Annotated in this window: 17 protein-coding genes and 1 other annotated feature; all 17 genes read right to left on the reverse strand. The window is 40.7% G+C overall.

Annotated elements, in window-relative coordinates; all coding sequences use genetic code 11:
• Positions 1-15 precede the first annotated feature (15 nt).
• Complete coding sequence (locus CEF16_RS05960) at positions 16-1098, reverse strand: carbamoyl phosphate synthase small subunit (protein WP_091582913.1); 1083 nt, start codon at positions 1096-1098, stop codon at positions 16-18.
• Positions 1095-2381 (reverse strand): dihydroorotase, encoded by a 1287-nt coding sequence (locus tag CEF16_RS05965; RefSeq protein WP_091582911.1) that lies wholly within the window; start codon positions 2379-2381, stop codon positions 1095-1097. The genes CEF16_RS05960 and CEF16_RS05965 overlap by 4 nt, the downstream gene beginning before the upstream one ends.
• The gene (locus tag CEF16_RS05970) at positions 2378-3322 is read right to left on the reverse strand and encodes an aspartate carbamoyltransferase catalytic subunit (protein WP_245917775.1); all 945 of its coding nucleotides are present in this window, start codon (positions 3320-3322) and stop codon (positions 2378-2380) included. The genes CEF16_RS05965 and CEF16_RS05970 overlap by 4 nt, the downstream gene beginning before the upstream one ends.
• 226 nt (positions 3323-3548) lie before the next feature.
• Positions 3549-4889, reverse strand: a complete 1341-nt coding sequence (locus CEF16_RS05975; protein ID WP_091582908.1) for a solute carrier family 23 protein — start codon at positions 4887-4889, stop codon at positions 3549-3551.
• Between the two features lie 185 nt (positions 4890-5074).
• Positions 5075-5623: a bifunctional pyr operon transcriptional regulator/uracil phosphoribosyltransferase PyrR gene (gene pyrR / locus CEF16_RS05980; protein WP_091582906.1), complete on the reverse strand. Its 549-nt coding sequence runs from the start codon at positions 5621-5623 to the stop codon at positions 5075-5077.
• A gap of 448 nt (positions 5624-6071) precedes the next feature.
• Positions 6072-6986 carry an RluA family pseudouridine synthase gene (locus CEF16_RS05985; RefSeq protein ID WP_091582903.1) on the reverse strand — a complete coding sequence of 305 codons (915 nt, stop codon included), beginning with the start codon at positions 6984-6986 and terminating at the stop codon, positions 6072-6074.
• The gene (gene lspA / locus CEF16_RS05990; protein ID WP_281259150.1) at positions 6983-7456 is read right to left on the reverse strand and encodes a signal peptidase II; all 474 of its coding nucleotides are present in this window, start codon (positions 7454-7456) and stop codon (positions 6983-6985) included. The genes CEF16_RS05985 and lspA overlap by 4 nt, the downstream gene beginning before the upstream one ends.
• Positions 7457-7581: 125 nt before the next feature.
• Entirely contained in the window at positions 7582-10350 is a 2769-nt protein-coding gene (gene ileS / locus CEF16_RS05995; protein WP_091582900.1) for an isoleucine--tRNA ligase, read from the reverse strand.
• Positions 10351-10439: 89 nt separating this feature from the next.
• Positions 10440-10665, reverse strand: a binding site (T-box leader).
• Positions 10666-10793: 128 nt separating this feature from the next.
• Positions 10794-11312 (reverse strand): DivIVA domain-containing protein, encoded by a 519-nt coding sequence (locus tag CEF16_RS06000; RefSeq protein WP_091582897.1) that lies wholly within the window; start codon positions 11310-11312, stop codon positions 10794-10796.
• A 75-nt stretch (positions 11313-11387) separates the two neighbouring features.
• Positions 11388-12167, reverse strand: coding sequence for a YlmH family RNA-binding protein (locus CEF16_RS06005; protein WP_091582895.1), 780 nt, complete (start codon positions 12165-12167; stop codon positions 11388-11390).
• Positions 12168-12177: 10 nt separating this feature from the next.
• Positions 12178-12432, reverse strand: coding sequence for a YggT family protein (locus CEF16_RS06010; RefSeq protein WP_091582891.1), 255 nt, complete (start codon positions 12430-12432; stop codon positions 12178-12180).
• A 24-nt stretch (positions 12433-12456) separates the two neighbouring features.
• Positions 12457-12873, reverse strand: a complete 417-nt coding sequence (locus CEF16_RS06015) for a cell division protein SepF (protein ID WP_091582888.1) — start codon at positions 12871-12873, stop codon at positions 12457-12459.
• 33 nt (positions 12874-12906) lie between these two features.
• Positions 12907-13587, reverse strand: coding sequence for a YggS family pyridoxal phosphate-dependent enzyme (locus tag CEF16_RS06020; RefSeq protein WP_175488341.1), 681 nt, complete (start codon positions 13585-13587; stop codon positions 12907-12909).
• Between the two features lie 18 nt (positions 13588-13605).
• Entirely contained in the window at positions 13606-14442 is an 837-nt protein-coding gene (gene pgeF, locus CEF16_RS06025) for a peptidoglycan editing factor PgeF (protein WP_091582884.1), read from the reverse strand.
• Between the two features lie 114 nt (positions 14443-14556).
• Entirely contained in the window at positions 14557-14802 is a 246-nt protein-coding gene (locus CEF16_RS06030) for a YlmC/YmxH family sporulation protein (RefSeq protein WP_091582872.1), read from the reverse strand.
• Positions 14803-14969: 167 nt separating this feature from the next.
• A complete protein-coding gene (sigG, locus tag CEF16_RS06035) occupies positions 14970-15755 on the reverse strand; it encodes an RNA polymerase sporulation sigma factor SigG (RefSeq protein WP_091582869.1) in 786 nt (261 codons plus the stop codon).
• A 236-nt stretch (positions 15756-15991) separates the two neighbouring features.
• Entirely contained in the window at positions 15992-16711 is a 720-nt protein-coding gene (sigE, locus tag CEF16_RS06040) for an RNA polymerase sporulation sigma factor SigE (protein WP_139185919.1), read from the reverse strand.
• Between the last annotated feature and the right edge of the window lie 15 nt (positions 16712-16726).

Consider the following 16726-nt stretch of genomic DNA (forward strand, 5'->3'; position numbering starts at 1 on the left):
TCTCTCCTTTAATACTTAGATGGATACCGCTTGATGCTTATCTATCATGTCAATAAAATTGTCAAATAAATCATTGGAATCTGCTGGTCCCGGGCATGCTTCCGGATGATACTGCACACTGAATGCCGGGTAATGGTGATGAGCGACACCTTCTACCGTTCCATCATTTACATTAACATGGGTAAGCTGAAGATCTGTTCCCATTAACGAATCTCTGTCTATTGTGTAGCCATGGTTTTGTGACGTAATATCGACACGGCCGTTTCTGACATCTTTTACTGGATGGTTTCCGCCGCGGTGTCCGAATTTCAGCTTTGACGAGCTGGCGCCGCAAGCAAGACACAGAAGCTGATGACCAAGACATATTCCAAAAATCGGCACTTGGCCAAGCAATGCCTTTAACGTTTCAGCAGCTTCTGGCACATCAGTCGGATCTCCTGGGCCGTTACTTAGCATAATACCGTCTGGATTAAGCTTCATTACTTCTTCTGCTGTGGCATTATAAGGAAGCACAAACACATCACATCCGCGTTCAATAAGATTCCTGGCAATACCATGTTTGGCTCCATAATCCATTAAAACAACTCGCCGTCCAGAACCTGGTGCGTGATAAGCGTTTTTCGTAGATACTTTTTTCACCTTATCTTTTGATGGCTGCAATGCTTGCAGCTCTTCGATGATATCTGCCTCATCGGCTTTTTCATTACAGATGCGTCCATAGAGCGTACCGTGGTTGCGGATTAAGCGGGTAAGCATTCTTGTATCAATTCCCGCTATGGCAGGAATATCTTTTTCCTTCAGCCAGGCATCAAGACTTGCCGCACTCCGGAAATTACTTGGATGTGAAGCGGATTCTCTTACAATCAGCCCTCCAGCTGAAGGGTTCAGTGTTTCAAAATCGTCACGGTTAATCCCATAATTTCCGATGAGCGGATAAGTCAGCGTTATAATTTGATCGCAATAAGAAGGATCAGACAATATTTCTTGATAGCCTGTCATACTAGTGTTAAAAACCACTTCTCCTGAAGTATCTCGTGAACTTCCTAATGCTTCTCCTGTAAATACGGTACCGTTTTCTAGTATTAATTTCCGTTTCATGATTGACGTGCTCCTTCCTTTTCAAATACTATCTTGCCGCCGACCATCGTGATAATCGGAGCCCCTTTCATTTTCCATCCTGCAAATGGTGTATTTTTCCCCTTTGATACAAAAGTATTTGGGTTAATCACTTCTTCTTTCTCTAAATCTATCAACGTTATATCAGCTTGGGCTCCAACGGTCAACGCACCGGCATGAAGGCTGAAAACTTGAGCTGGTTTTCGAGTTAAGCTGTCGAGTAATTGTTCAAGAGTGCAGACTTCTTTTTCGACAAGATGTTTATATAAAAGCGGAAACGCCGTTTCTGATCCGGTAATTCCGAAAGGCGATTTTTCCATGCCTTGTGCTTTCTCTTCTTCTGCATGAGGAGCATGGTCCGTTGCAATAAAATCGATCGTCCCATCGAGCCAGCCTTCGATTAATGCTTCTTGATCTTCCTTTGCGCGAAGCGGCGGATTCATTTTAAAATTAGGATCTAAATCTGGGATATCATCTTCTGATAAGAGCAGATGATGCGGTGTAACCTCTGCCGTTACATGAATACCTGCTTTTTTGGCATCACGTATGACCCGGACTGATTCTTTCGTACTGACATGGCAGACGTGATAATGAACACCTGCCGCTTCAGCTAGCAGTACATCTCTTGCAATATGCACCGATTCACAAACAGAAGGAATCCCATTTAGTTGATGTTTCTTTGAAAAGCTGCCTTCATGCACGCTTCCTTTATTGATTAAAGTATTTTCTTCACAGTGAGCAACGATAGCTTTGCCAACACGGGCCGCTTCTTTCATAGCTGAAAGCATCATCGAAGCGTCTTGAATACCTACCCCATCATCAGTAAACGCAAACGCTCCTGCCTCTTTTAACCCTTGAAAATCTGTTCGTTCTTTACCAAGCTGTCTAGTTGTAATAGAGGCGTATGGTAAGACATTAACCTGAGCCTTGTCATGAATACGATCCCACAGCTGCTCCAGTTCTTCCGGTGTATCCGGTACAGGACGCGTATTTGGCATCGGACAAATTGTCGTAAATCCACCTTTTGCAGCAGCTGCTGTACCTGTTTCAATCGTTTCTTTATGCTCACCACCTGGCTCTCGCAAATGAACGTGAACGTCAACGAACCCTGGGGATAACAGTTTTCCTTCAGCATGTAAAAGTACATCTGCATTTTCAGGGGCACGTCCTATAGAAGCTATCTTTCCATCTTTTATTTCCACATCGTTATGTTCTAATTTTCCTTCTTCTGTAAACAATTCTGCGCCTTTAATCCATCCGTTCATTGTAAAATTCCTCCTCTATTGTGATCAAGCACATGGCTTAACAAGGCCATTCGTACGAAAACACCATTTTTCATCTGCTTAAAGATTCTCGAACGTGCACACTCCACGAGTTCGTCTGCTATTTCTACATCTCGGTTAATGGGGGCTGGATGCATGATGATACTATTTTGTTTCATCTTTTTCTCACGCTTTGCAGTTAGACCATAAAGTTCGTGATAATCCGCTGGGCCGGCTACCATTTTCACCGCGTGGCGTTCATGCTGTATACGAAGCATCATCATCACGTCTGCTTTTTCAACAGCTTCATCCATTGACACATATCGATGCATCAGCTCTTTTGACATCCATTCTTTTGGGCCGCTTACAAAGACGTGAGCCCCGAGCCTCTCAAGCACTTCTAGGTTGGACCTTGCTACCCGGCTATGAAAAATATCACCTGCAATAACGATATTTAAGCCTTGAAAAGTGCCAAATTCTTGTTTTATCGTAAGCAGATCTAAAAATGATTGAGTAGGATGATGACCGCAGCCGTCCCCTCCGTTAATGATAGGGATGTTTATTTTATCTATTAGTTCATCGAAATAACGCTCTTTACTGTGACGAATGACTACAACATTAGCTCCTATGCTTTCAAGTGTCTTCACCGTATCATAAAGAGTCTCTCCTTTTTTGACACTTGACGTATCGGCTTCAAAAGGAAGAACGTCCAGACCTAGATTTCTTTCAGCTGCTTCAAAACTTATTTTTGTGCGGGTACTCGGTTCGAAAAAAAGATTTACTGCAAAAAGCCGCTGAGCAGGAAAAGGTTTGGAGCTCCGTGATAGTATTTCCGCTCGGTCCAGCAGATTATGAATCTCAGTTACTCCCCAGTCCTCCATTGTTAACACATGTGTTGGCTGCAGCTGTTTTCTTTTTCTTTCAAGCTCGGTTTGCATCATCATTACATCATCATCCTCCTCAAAAGAAATGGTTTATCGGTAAAACCGCTAGGCACTCAAATAAAAAGTTAAAAATGTAACCCCTGAAGGCTCTCCTCAGGGGTTAAAGATACAGGGATCCCTTTTGTTGCTAAAGGGTATTAGAAAGCATGTGCTTTTCGTCAGCTTATACTTTCTCACACTGTATATTCACCCTTGAGAGTCTCTCTGTACTCTTTTAAAAGATGGATCAGGCTGCGTTGTTATTCTCTTCTTCTTTTAGTTGTTCTTCTAGGGAAGCAAACATAGCACCGTTTCCTTGGCCGTATTTTTTCCCTGGAAGGATGGCATTTAACAATATACCGATGATCGTTGCTAATGCCATGCCTGCAATTTCTAAATTATCACTGATTTGGATAAAGGCACCGCCAATCCCTGTTACTAAGATTACAGAAGCAATGATAAGGTTGCGTTTTATTCCAAAATCAATTTGGTTATCAATTAACATTCTCATGCCTGAAGAAGCGATAATTCCGAAAAGCAGGATGGAAATGCCCCCCATAACCGCTCCTGGAATACTTGTAATTAAAGCTTCAACTTTCCCTACGAATCCAAAGAGTATGGCTAGTACAGCCGCTCCTCCGATCACAAATACACTGAACACCCTTGTAATGGCTAAAACACCAATGTTTTCGCCGTACGTTGTATTCGGCGGCCCTCCGACAAAGGAAGCGATGATAGTAGCTACACCATCTCCAAGGATCGAACGATGCAAGCCGGGCTTTTTCACAAAGTTCTTTCCTGCTACTTTACTTAACACCATCTGATCTCCGATGTGTTCTGCTAATGTCACAATGGCAATTGGCGCCATAATAGCTACAATGCTCCAAGACCATTGCGGTGTAAAGGTTGCAAAAGGTGTTACGAAGTCGGGGACACGCAGCCACGGTGCTGCAGCAATTTCAGTAAAATTAACAAGCCCCATAAATGCTGCCATCGTATAACCACCGGTTATGCCGAACAATATAGGAATGAGGTTGAAAAATCCTTTGAAAAAGATAGAAGCAACAATCGTTATCGCAAGTGTAACAAGCGCAACACTAAAATGAAGCATAGGCTGGACATACGTTCCGCTTTCCTCATCAAAGTTCATTGCCATTTCGATGGCCGTACTTGCAAGCCCTAAACCGATCACCATAATGACAGGCCCTACCACAATCGGCGGCAGCAAGTTCATCAGCCATTGTACACCTGTCCATTTAATAAGAAGTGCAGTGATACCGTAAATAACCCCTGCTGTAAACGAGCCGATCATTACACCTTCAGGCCCGCCTATAGACATGGCCGCGATCACTGGCATAATGAAAGCAAAAGAAGAGCCGAGATAAGCAGGAATCTGCCCTTTTGTTATAATCAAATATGCCAGCGTTCCAAGACCGCTTGAAATAAGAGCGATTGCTGGGCTCAAACCAGTTAATACCGGTACAAGAATTGTAGCTCCAAACATTGCAAATAAATGCTGCAAGCTTAATATTAACCATTGATTCCACTTCGGCACTTCATCCACACGTAATTTTACGTTGTTTTCCATTTCATTTACCTCCCGATTTGTGATCGCACTTGTTGTCTCATCTCGGCTAAGGTATTAAAAAACTCCTTGCCCGAGAGGACAAAGAGGTACAAATCGCAAGCGGGGACGACAAAAATCTGCCGCTTGATTTATACCTCTTTTCAGCCTCACCGGACTGAATTAAAGAGGTGCGTAATTATTCACACTTAATTTTTTTGCCGAATGGTCACTTCGTCTGTTTTATCTGCTTCCTTCAATTTGACGGCAATGACTTCTTCTTTTGAGGTTGGTATATTTTTCCCAACATAATCAGGTCTAATTGGAAGTTCACGGTGACCTCTATCAATTAAAACAGCGAGCTGGATTTGAGAAGGTCTGCCAAGATCCATCACCGCATCCATTGCTGCTCTTACCGTTCTTCCGGTGTAAAGTACATCATCTACTAAAATGATTTTTTTATCATGAATAGTAATAGGAATGTCGGTACCTTTTAATTCTGGATCAGCGCTTTCTGTTTGATGGCTCAAATCGTCCCGGTACAGAGTAATGTCTGCTGTACCTACTGGAATATCTTTTCCTTCAATCCGTGATATATTTGCTGCCAGCCGCTCGGCTACGTAAATTCCTCTCGTTTTAATTCCAACAAGAATGCAGTCTTCTATGCCTTTATTTTTTTCTATAATTTCATGAGAAACGCGGGTTAACGCTCTTCGTATTGCCTGCTCATCGAGTAATACTCTTTCTTCTGTTTCCATCGTAACCTACCGCCCTATCTTTTTTATCTAAAATCAAGTAATATTGGAAGCTTATTGCATGTTTCCCTTCCGTTCACTGCCGCTTGACACTTATATAAGAAAGTTCGGAAGCTGCAAATTCTTCATCTATTGGTGAAAATCCGATAATCGCGATTTCAGCAGAAGTTTATTTTCTTATAAGCAGCACTGCAGGGAAAGAGCGTCTCTTGTTTAGGTTCTTATACTTTTTTTCTTTAGCAAAGTTACACTTTCCTAAAGAAAAAAATCCTCCCGCCCGACTGGGTGAGAGGATGGGTTACCTATATACAGACATAGGGATACCGCTTCGTTATTATGCGGTCTGTACACAAGCTCCTTCTCAGCCTCACGGGACTGTTTTTAAAGGGTGCTTTTAGTTGGTATTGTGCTGTTATCTTGATATTGATTATGGCAAATCTAGAAACAAAGGTCAAGACCTTTTTCGAAGATCTTCTATAATTTTTGACATGTCTTCTGGCAAAGAAGTTTCAAACTCCATATATTTGTTCTTTACAGGATGTACAAAGCCCAGTTTTGCTGCATGTAGAGCCTGGCCTGCAATCGGCAGCGTTTTGGTTCTTCCGTATTTTGGATCACCTGCAACTGGATGGCCAATGTAGGCCATATGTACACGAATCTGATGGGTACGGCCCGTTTCAAGCCGGCATTCCAAAAACGTATAATCTTTCCATTGTTCTAAAACAGTAAAATGCGTGACAGCATCTTTTGCATTTTTTTCGGTAACAGCCATTTTTTGACGGTCTTTTGGATCTCTTCCAATCGGTGCTTCTATCGTACCGCGTTCGTGCGGGATGGTCCCATGAACAATTACCTTATATAGTCGTTCCATTTTTTTATCCTGTAACTGAACACTTAACTTCTCATGCGCTTTATCATGCTTTGCTGCCACTAATAACCCTGTGGTGTCCTTGTCAATTCGGTGCACAATTCCAGGCCGCAATTCCCCATTGATACCTGACAAATCATCACAATGATACATCAAAGCATTTACGAGCGTACCAGAATAATGTCCAGGAGCAGGGTGAACAACCATTCCTCTTGACTTATTTACGACTACAATATCGTTGTCTTCATAACGAATATCAAGAGGAATATCTTCTGCGGTTATTTCGGGTTCTTCAGGCTCTTTTGGATACACTGCAATCGTGTCTCCTGCCTGCAGGACGTAGTTACGTTTTATGTTTTTTTCATTCACCTGTACATAGCCTTCTTTTATCCATGCTTGAATGGTTGTTCGTGACCAGTCATTTTGTTTTCCAGAAAGAAATTTATCTATCCGTTCTCCTGCTTCTGTTGTCTCGATAAACCATTCGAATTCTTTCATGCTTTTTTCCTCTTTTCTTTCCACTCATCTGCTGTAATTTTAATAACTAGTAGAAGAACTCCAACCACCAATGCAGAATCGGCAATATTAAAAATCGGATAGTTATACGTAAAAATATAAACGTTAAAGAAATCAACAACTTCCCCAAAAAGAAGGCGGTCAATAAAATTACCAACCGCGCCGCCTAAAATAAGGGCGAGAGGAATACCAAAAAGCTTGCTGTCGTTTCCATATTTTTGCAGATGATAAACAACAGCAATAATAACGATGACCGTAACAATGAAAAATAGCCACATCTGCCCTTGGAGAATGCCAAAAGCTGCTCCGGCATTACGATGGGACGTCAAATAAAAAAAATCTGGAATCACTTCTATATTTTCACCAATGTCCATATTTTCAACGACTAAAAACTTTGTAATTTGATCCAAGCCAATAATAAAAACAGTTAATAAATAATAAACGATTAGCATGCTACCATCCACCCTGTTTTTCTGCCTTGCCTGCAAAAATAAGTTTCATACACCTGTTTATTATACAGATGGATGTAAAATCTGTCCGGAAACCAAGTCATAGTACGGCGCCCGGAGTTTATTCATTAGACGTGACTGTAGTGTTCTTTTACGATATCTGTACATTTATCACACAAACCAGGATGTTCAGTATCCTTTCCAACCGTTTCTGTTACGGTCCAGCAGCGTTCACATGTTTCTCCTTCAGCAGGTTTCACTTCTACAGCAACATGTTCCAGGCTTTCAGCAGAAGAAGGTGCATCAGCTTTTGTTCCAGCAATGGACGCATTGGATACAATAAACAATTTAGTTAAATCGCCTGCTTCTTCTAATACTTTTTTAAGCTCAGGCTCTGGGTAAAGTGTAATGGATGCAGTGAGTGACTTTCCAATCACTTTCTCATTTCGAGCATTTTCTAGTGCTTTTAATATGTCATCACGTGCAGTCATGACATAATCCCATTTTTCTTTTAGTTCATTCGCTTGGCTTACATCTTTTTCTTCCGGCATATCTGTCAGCTGTGCACTTTCGGCTTCTACCCCTGGGATAAAGGCCCATACTTCATCAGCTGTATGCGGAATAATCGGAGCTGCTAGTCGAACGAGCGCTACAAGCGTATCGTACATTACTGTCTGGATCGCACGACGATTTTTGCTATTTGGTGCATCAATATATAACGTATCTTTAGCAATATCCATGTAAAACGAACTTAATTCGATCGTACAGAAATTATGAAGCGTGTGAAAAACAGTAGCAAACTGATATTCATCATAGCCCTTTTTCGATTTATTGATCAGATCTTGAAGCTTCACGAGCATATAGCGGTCAAGCTCAGGCAAATCCTTTTCTTTAATACGGTCTTTTGCCGGATCAAAGTCATGCAGGTTTCCAAGTAAAAAACGGAAGGTGTTTCTTAGTTTACGATAAGCTTCTGCAACTTGTTTTAATATTTTATCAGAAATGCGGACATCAGCCTGGTAATCTACAGAAGCAACCCATAAACGCAAAATATCTGCTCCGAGCTGTTTCATTACTTTATTAGGAATGACGACATTTCCTACAGATTTACTCATTTTACGGCCTTCTCCATCAAGGGCAAAGCCATGACTAATAATAGCTTTGTATGGGGCCTGGCCGGTAGTTGCTACACTCGTCGATAAGGAAGAGTTAAACCATCCCCTGTATTGGTCCGAACCTTCAAGATACACATCAGCCGGGCGCTGCAACTGCTCTTTTTCCTCAAGTACTGCTTGGTGGGAGGAGCCGCTGTCAAACCATACGTCCATAATATCCATTTCTCTTGTGAATTCACCATTCGGGCTGTATTCAGATGTGTACCCTTCTGGCAGCAGATCTTTTGTTTCCCATTCAAACCAAATATTAGAGCCGTGTTTGCGAAATAGCTCAGAAACATGATTAATCGTTTCATCGGTTACAATTTCTTCTCCATCTTCTCCGTAAAAAATCGGGATCGGCACACCCCAGGCCCGCTGACGAGAAATACACCAGTCACCGCGGTCACGCACCATGTTATAGAGGCGCGTTTCCCCCCATTCCGGAAGCCAAGTAACATTTTTAACCGCTTCTAGTAAATCGTCACGAAAATCTTCAATCGATGCAAACCATTGCGCGGTTGCCCTGAAAATCACCGGCTTTTTCGTACGCCAGTCATGTGGATACGAGTGTGTTATAAACGTAAGTTTTAATAAAGCTCCAAGTTCTTCTAATTTTTGTGTAATTGGTTTATTTGCTTCATCATAAAACAGTCCTTCAAAGCCAGGAGCGTCTTTTGTAAAGTAACCTTTGTCATCCACCGGGCACAATGTTTCAAGACCGTACAGCTGTCCAACAACATAGTCGTCTTCCCCGTGTCCAGGTGCTGTGTGTACACAGCCAGTTCCGGCATCAAGGGTAACGTGATCGCCTAGAATAACAAGAGAATCTCGCCCATAGATAGGATGAGACGTCATAATATGTTCAAGTTCTTTACCTTGTACTGTTTTTAGAACCGTTGGATTCTCCCATTCAAATTCTGATTGCAGCTGATCTATCAACTCTTGCGCAACTACATATTTTTCACTGCCTGCTTGCACAACAGCATAAGAGAGTTCTGGGTGAACCGTAATTGCAAGGTTGGCTGGAATCGTCCATGGTGTTGTTGTCCAGATAATAAATTTTTCGTCACCATCTAGTACATTTTTACCTTCTTTTACATCAAAACTGACATAAATCGAAGGAGAACGTTTATCATGATATTCAATTTCAGCTTCCGCTAAAGCTGATTCAGAAGACGGAGACCAGTATACCGGCTTTTTACCTTTATAAATATAGCCTTTCTTCGCCATTTCCCCAAATACTTTAATTTGCTGAGCTTCATATTCTTTTGTCAACGTGATATACGGATTATCCCAATCTCCCCGCACACCTAGACGCCTAAATTGTTCACGCTGGCGGTCAAGCTGTTCTAAAGCATACTCTTCGCAGGCCTTTCTAAATTCTGCTATCGTCATTTTTTTTCGGTCTACTTTTTTCTTTTTTGTTAAGGCTGTTTCAATAGGCAGACCATGTGTGTCCCACCCAGGAACATAAGGTGCATGATAACCATTCATCGATTTATATCTCACGATGAAGTCTTTTAAAATTTTGTTTAATGCGTGCCCCATGTGAATGTCGCCATTAGCGTATGGAGGACCGTCATGAAGAACAAATAGAGGCCGGTCTTTCGTACGTTCTTGTACTTTTTCATATATATTTTGTTCATCCCATTCTTTCTGTTTTTCTGGTTCCCGGTTGGGAAGATTCCCTCTCATCGGAAAATCGGTTTTAGGCATTAATAATGTTTCTTTATAACTCATTAACTGTCTTCCTCCTTTATTAAAAAACGACTGCCTTTCTCATTTAAGGTGTTGATTCTTTTAAACAGTAAAAGACCTCCCCATCCCTATCAAGGGACGAGAAGGTCTCGCGGTACCACCCTAGTTATGCTGTACAAAAACAGCATCCACTCTTTTATGTTAACGGTTTGTACCGCCAAAGCCTAGAGAGTGCCGTCACTCTTCGGCTCTGGAACTCCAGGGTGATGTCCAGTTTTGATCATTCACCGTGCTTTCACCATCCACGGCTCGCTAAACGAAAAAATCAAAATGGCGCGTCCCTTTCTTTGTTTTTATATTTTTTGACTGTGAAAAAATGATAAGACGGTCACAGTATAAGCTAAACAACGGTATTTCGCAAATATGGATTCTGCAGCTTACCGAGTTTTTCAAATTTAAAAAAATTATAGAACATACAGCCTGTATTAGTCAAGCTGCCTTTGCCTATCTGTTTCTACCTCTTCTTGGCTTTGTTCTTCTTCTGTATCTATTACAGTATCCCAATCATCATTATGTAACATTTCAAGCTGCGCTTCAATCAGCATTTTAAAACGCATCCGATAAACAGAAGCTTGTTTTTTCAATTCTTCAATTTCAAGTTCAATTTTACGAGACTTATTTAAGGCATCGTTAATAATGCGATCTGCATTTTTCTCAGCTTCTTTAATAATCAATTGTGATTCCTTTTTTGCGTTGCGACGCACTTCTTCAGCGGATTCCTGAGCTACAAGAATAGATTTGTTCAGCGTTTCTTCAATATTAGAAAAGTGTTCTAACCGCTCTTCTAGTTCATTTACTTTTGAAAACAATTCGTTTTTTTCACGAATCACGTTTTCATAATCTTTTATGACCTGATCTAAAAACTCATTGACTTCATCTTCGTCGTATCCCCGAAAGCCTCTGGTGAATTCTTTATTATGAATATCCAATGGCGTCAAAGGCAATTTGCCGCACCTCCATTCTGCTATTATTCAGTAACATGATATTTCGACAGCGCCTGTAAAAATCCTGCCTGTCGTTTACGGATCTTGCTTTTTTCCATAACTAATTTTCCAGCGGCCTTTTTTTGTTTTTCCTTCCGTATGAAGTAATTTTCTTCTTCCAAGACCGCGTACGGAAACATAGTCACCTGGCTTTAAGGGAAAGGATGCTTGATCGACTGATTTCCAGTTGACTTTTACGCGCCCCTTTTCTATAAAAGGGGTCGCTTTGCTGCGGGATAGACGATACATTTCAGCAACCATAACATCGAGACGAAATGATGAAACCGTTGTCTGTACCTCTTCCCAGTGGTCTTCTATCGGCAGCATTTGTTGAAATGGAATGTTATCAAGCGAGATAGAAGCCTTTCCTATTTTTTGAAGATTCATTTCTATAAAAATAGCTATGTCCCTTGCAGCGATAAATTGAAAACGTCCGCTGCCTTCTAAAATATCGCCGTATTTGCTTCGCTTTAGCCCGAGCCCGGTTAGGGAACCAAGTACATCTCGGTGGCCGATAGTCACAAATTTAGACGGATACTTCAGCTCAAATAAAATTAGTTCAAAATCCTCTGGTTCTGCTTTTTCATAAAAAGGATAAAGCAGTGCCCGCTTTCTTTCACACCCGTTTGCTCCTCCCCAAAAAGAGAGATGAACCGTTTCGTCTTTTCCGACAATGGAAGTGAGTATATCTTGTTCACGCGGGTCTAAAAAATCTGTCAGCTTTCTTTCATATTTTGTTTCTACTGCATCTTTCCATTCCATAACTTGTTCAACAAAAGCATGTTCTTCTTTTCTAAAGTGTACAAATACAGACATCGTTTTCTCCCTAGAAAAATAGTGCTTGTACGCCGTAACGTGCGAAATGAAGAGCAATAATAGCAACGATAGGAGAAATATCAATCATTCCAAGAGGCGGTATAATTTTTCTAAACGGTTCCAAATACGGTTCTACTAGAGACCCGAGCAGCTGCCCAAACGTCGATTCACGCGCATTTGGAAACCACGACATTAAAATATAGATAATAATGAGATAAGAATAAAGCGTCATACCTGTCAGCAGTATCGATCCTATGGTATTCATTTTCTGCATTCTCCTTTACTACAATCAATCCTGTGTATCGTATAAAATCTCTGATATAGCTCCAGAAACATCGACGTTATCCGGTGTACATAGAAAAATATTTGTACCTACTTTTTGGATGTCTCCTCCGATAGCATAAACAGTGCCGCTCAAAAAATCAACAATTCTGCGCGCCTGCTCTTTCTGAATGCGCTGGACATTAATGATTACAGATTTTCTATTTTTCAAGTGGTCTGCAATATCCTGAGCTTCATCATATTGGCGGGGTTCCATCAGCATTACTTTTGCTGACTGCTGCACACTTTGCAGACTGACCACATTTTTCCCTTTCCCTTCTTTTCTTTCTTCATACGCTTGCATTCCTTCTGTCATTTCTTCCTCTTCTTCTACTACCTCGTCTTCAAGTTCGAAAAAGCGCTTAAATTTAGATTTGAAGTTCATTCTATTCCCTCCTTTTCGCCTTTAGCCACTGCTTTATTCATGACCTACTAACGTAGAGCCAAGACGAATAAATGTGGCGCCCTCTTCAATGGCGATATGAAAATCGTTAGACATTCCCATCGATAATTCTTCACAAGGAGCGTATTCTAAACGGAGTTCATGAATTTCATCACGTAATTCTCTTAACCTGCGAAAAACGGGACGAGTATGTTCCGGATCTTCTTCATAAGGAGCCATAGTCATCAACCCAATCACTTTAAGAGACGAATATTCTTTAAGTTTATTAATAAAATCAAGCGTCTCTTCAGGTGAAAGACCGGATTTTGACGTTTCCCCAGAAGTATTAACCTGGACAAAACACTGAAGTTTCTTGCCCTCTGGACAACGCTTTTGCAATTCTTTCGCCAAAGACAGCCTGTCCAAAGAATGGATATAATCATACTTATCGACGAGGTGTTTCGCTTTCTTTGATTGAAGGGAACCAATAAAATGAAACTCGGCTTGTCCATGAAATGCTTCCCATTTCTGTAGTGCCCCTTCAAGTCTGTTTTCCCCAATATGATGAATGCCTGCTTCTATAGCTTCTTTTGTTTTTTCAAGTGTGACATATTTAGTAACTGCAATAATCGTTACATCATCAGTGTGCCGGTTTGAGCGGCTGCATGCTTCTTTTATTGTCTGCTGAATATGAGCTAAGTTGTTTGTTACCGTCACTATTTCTTTTTCTCCTTTCTACTTATTTTCCTTTAATCCTATGAAAGACATCATTCGGCCGGTTCCTCCGCCATCTCTTCGATGAGAGAAAAATAATTCTTTTTCGCTATATGTACAATAGCTGCTTACAAAAATGTTTTCTGAAGGAAGACCGGCAACTTCTAATAAAACTTTATTCATTTCTTTCATATCCAGCTGAAACCGGCCTTTTTGTGTAGAATACCAAGGGACAGGTTTGTAGGATGGAATGAGTTTTTCCAATTGAGAAATGACTTTATCATCTACTTCATACGCCTCTTGAGAAATAGATGGACCGATAACAACATAGATGTCTTCTATATTTATTTTTTCGGTTTGCACCCATGTGTTTACAAACTTCCCGCCAATATTAAGTGCGGTTCCTTTCCAGCCAGCATGAGCAAGTCCCACAAATTCGGCAGCTGGTGCAAAAAAGATTAAAGGCACACAATCAGCATAAAAACTTACAAGCAGTAATCCTTTTTCGTTTGTATACATCCCATCTGCCTCACCAGCTGCAGACTGCCGGGATAACGCCCCTTTACCTTTATCCTCACCCCTGATCTTTATTATCTCATTGCCATGTACTTGTTCTGAAGCAGTCCAGCTTGAAAGTGGAAAACCTAATTCTTTTCCAATATTCTTTCTGTTTGCTATAACAGTTTGCGGTTCATCTCCAACATGAAAAGCGGTATTTAACGAATCAAACGGCTTAACCCCTTCGCCGCCTTTTCTTGTTGTTATTCCAGCTAGAAGAGAAGGTTCTCTTTTAAATGGTTTACTGTTTACGCTAAGAATTCTTTCACTTTTTTTAGAAAAAGGATCTTTTTCCATCATACCTCTTCCTTCGTACAAATTCGTCACAATCAGTCTATTTATTTTAACATATTTTGTGCTGTTCCCATAGAAAATTCCTGTAAGACCTTGTTCAAAGCGTTAGAGGCAGCAGTGTTATTCTGCCTCTCCTTCATATAAATTTACCAAAATAACATCAGAACCAATTTTGACAATCTGTGTCCAAGGAACGACAAATTCATTATCACGGTTAAAAAGCGTCATCATTTTCGCAGATCCGCCTACAATGATCGCATCTACTTGACCAGTTTCAACATTTATATCGACATCTCCTGCATGACCGAGCCTTTTGCCTGTATGCATATTCACTATATCTTTTGCTTGTAATTCTGAAATTCTCATCTCCCCGGCTCCTTTACCCAAAAGTTGAATACTACATATATATGTATCACCCCTCTAGAACATATCCTCTAAATAGAAAAACTTATCTTTGTCCCAACCGCCCCCTAAATTTTTGAATTTTTGACGTAAAAATTACCCCGCCTGCTTTTAGGCGAGGTAAAGAAGGGTTAAATGCTTGCTGAGCGGTTCATTTGTTTAATAGCTGCTTTTTCAAGTCTTGAAACCTGAGCTTGTGATATACCAATTTCATCTGCGACTTCCATTTGTGTTTTTCCTTGGAAAAACCTCATACTTAATATCATTTTTTCTCTTGCTGTCAACTGCACCATTGCTTCTTTCAATGCAAGATGCTCCAGCCATTTTTTATCTTGCTCTTTATCATCACTAATTTGATCCATTACATAAATCGGATCTCCGCCGTCATTGTAAATGGGCTCAAATAAAGAGACAGGATCCTGTATAGCATCCAGTGCAAAAACGACTTCTTCTTTAGGCATTTCCAGTTTCGCTGCAATCTCTTGTACGGTCGGCTCTTCTTCGCGTGCTCTTTCAGCCATCAACTGATCACGAACTTGAAGGGCTTTGTAAGCTGTATCCCGCAAGGATCTTGATACTCTAATGGGATTATTATCACGAAGATAACGTCTTACTTCCCCTATTATCATAGGAACAGCGTACGTCGAAAATCTTACATTTTGAGAAAGGTCAAAGTTATCAATGGATTTCATTAGTCCAATGCAGCCAACCTGAAACAAATCATCCATATGTTCTCCACGGTTGTTAAATCGTTGAATGACACTAAGAACAAGACGAAGATTACCATTTACTAATTCTTCTCGAGCTTGTTCATCTCCTTGCTGCATTTGCCTGAAAAGTGCTCTCATCTCTTTATTTTTTAGAACGGGAAGTTTAGAAGTATCAACACCACATATCTCCACCTTGCTACGTGCCACTGTAGTCCCTCCCAAGCAATGATGTAGGGGATGCAATACACACCCCGCTATTCTTGTATGTTCATGTTCAGTATTTCCTCGCAAAGGAAAATTATGCAGACACCAATAAACATAAAAGGAGGCTGTTCTATATCCTTCGTGTCAAAAATTCCAGCAGGAGCACACTTTTCATACATGATAGCCTGCTTTTTTGACTCGAAAAAAATTTTGAACAGCCTCTATATTAAGAGAAGGAATCACACCATTTTATTAAATTCTTTTCGTAATCTTTTGATTATTCTTTTTTCTAAACGAGAAATATATGATTGCGAAATGCCTAATAAATCAGCAACATCTTTTTGTGTTTTTTCTGGTTTTCCCGCCAGCCCGAAACGCATTTCCATGATTTGTTTCTCCCGTGGATTTAAGGTGCTGAGAGCTCTTCTTAGAAGCCTGCGGTCTACTTTATCTTCAATGCCCTTTGTAATAATATCTTCTTCTGTACCAAGAATATCAGAAAGAAGCAGTTCATTACCGTCCCAGTCAATGTTAAGCGGTTCATCAAAAGATATTTCCGAACGTAATTTGTTCGTACGGCGCAAATGCATTAGAATTTCATTTTCAATACAGCGGGATGCGTACGTAGCAAGCTTTATTTTTTTTTCTGGATTAAAAGTGTTTACAGCTTTAATAAGCCCAATCGTGCCGATACTAATTAGATCTTCAATGTTTATACCAGTGTTTTCAAATTTACGGGCAATATACACAACTAATCGCAAGTTACGTTCAATTAAAACCGACCTGGCAGCTTCATCATCTTTAGGAAGCAAACTGATTAAATGGGCCTCTTCTTCTTTGGAAAGAGGCGGCGGTAGAGCTTCACTGCCCCCAATATAATATAGTTCGTCCGGTTTTAAACCAATCTTTTGCAGCAGCCTGTACCATAATAGTTTAAACTTTAGTTTCAGCAAACGTATGACCTCCTACAAAAA

This window comes from Alteribacillus bidgolensis, assembly GCF_002886255.1.
Lineage (GTDB): Bacteria > Bacillota > Bacilli > Bacillales > Marinococcaceae > Alteribacillus > Alteribacillus bidgolensis.

What these genes read in the sequence shown, in the direction of transcription:
- CEF16_RS05960 (WP_091582913.1), bottom strand. Translation starts at nt 1,098, where the DNA reads ATGAAACGGAAATTAATACTAGAAAACGGTACCGTATTTACAGGAGAA.
- CEF16_RS05965 (WP_091582911.1), bottom strand. Translation starts at nt 2,381, where the DNA reads ATGAACGGATGGATTAAAGGCGCAGAATTGTTTACAGAAGAAGGAAAA.
- CEF16_RS05970 (WP_245917775.1), bottom strand. Translation starts at nt 3,322, where the DNA reads ATGATGATGCAAACCGAGCTTGAAAGAAAAAGAAAACAGCTGCAGCCA.
- CEF16_RS05975 (WP_091582908.1), bottom strand. Translation starts at nt 4,889, where the DNA reads ATGGAAAACAACGTAAAATTACGTGTGGATGAAGTGCCGAAGTGGAAT.
- pyrR (WP_091582906.1), bottom strand. Translation starts at nt 5,623, where the DNA reads ATGGAAACAGAAGAAAGAGTATTACTCGATGAGCAGGCAATACGAAGA.
- CEF16_RS05985 (WP_091582903.1), bottom strand. Translation starts at nt 6,986, where the DNA reads ATGAAAGAATTCGAATGGTTTATCGAGACAACAGAAGCAGGAGAACGG.
- lspA (WP_281259150.1), bottom strand. Translation starts at nt 7,456, where the DNA reads ATGCTAATCGTTTATTATTTATTAACTGTTTTTATTATTGGCTTGGAT.
- ileS (WP_091582900.1), bottom strand. Translation starts at nt 10,350, where the DNA reads ATGAGTTATAAAGAAACATTATTAATGCCTAAAACCGATTTTCCGATG.
- CEF16_RS06005 (WP_091582895.1), bottom strand. Translation starts at nt 12,167, where the DNA reads ATGTCTGTATTTGTACACTTTAGAAAAGAAGAACATGCTTTTGTTGAA.
- CEF16_RS06010 (WP_091582891.1), bottom strand. Translation starts at nt 12,432, where the DNA reads ATGAATACCATAGGATCGATACTGCTGACAGGTATGACGCTTTATTCT.
- CEF16_RS06015 (WP_091582888.1), bottom strand. Translation starts at nt 12,873, where the DNA reads ATGAACTTCAAATCTAAATTTAAGCGCTTTTTCGAACTTGAAGACGAG.
- pgeF (WP_091582884.1), bottom strand. Translation starts at nt 14,442, where the DNA reads ATGATGGAAAAAGATCCTTTTTCTAAAAAAAGTGAAAGAATTCTTAGC.
- CEF16_RS06030 (WP_091582872.1), bottom strand. Translation starts at nt 14,802, where the DNA reads ATGAGAATTTCAGAATTACAAGCAAAAGATATAGTGAATATGCATACA.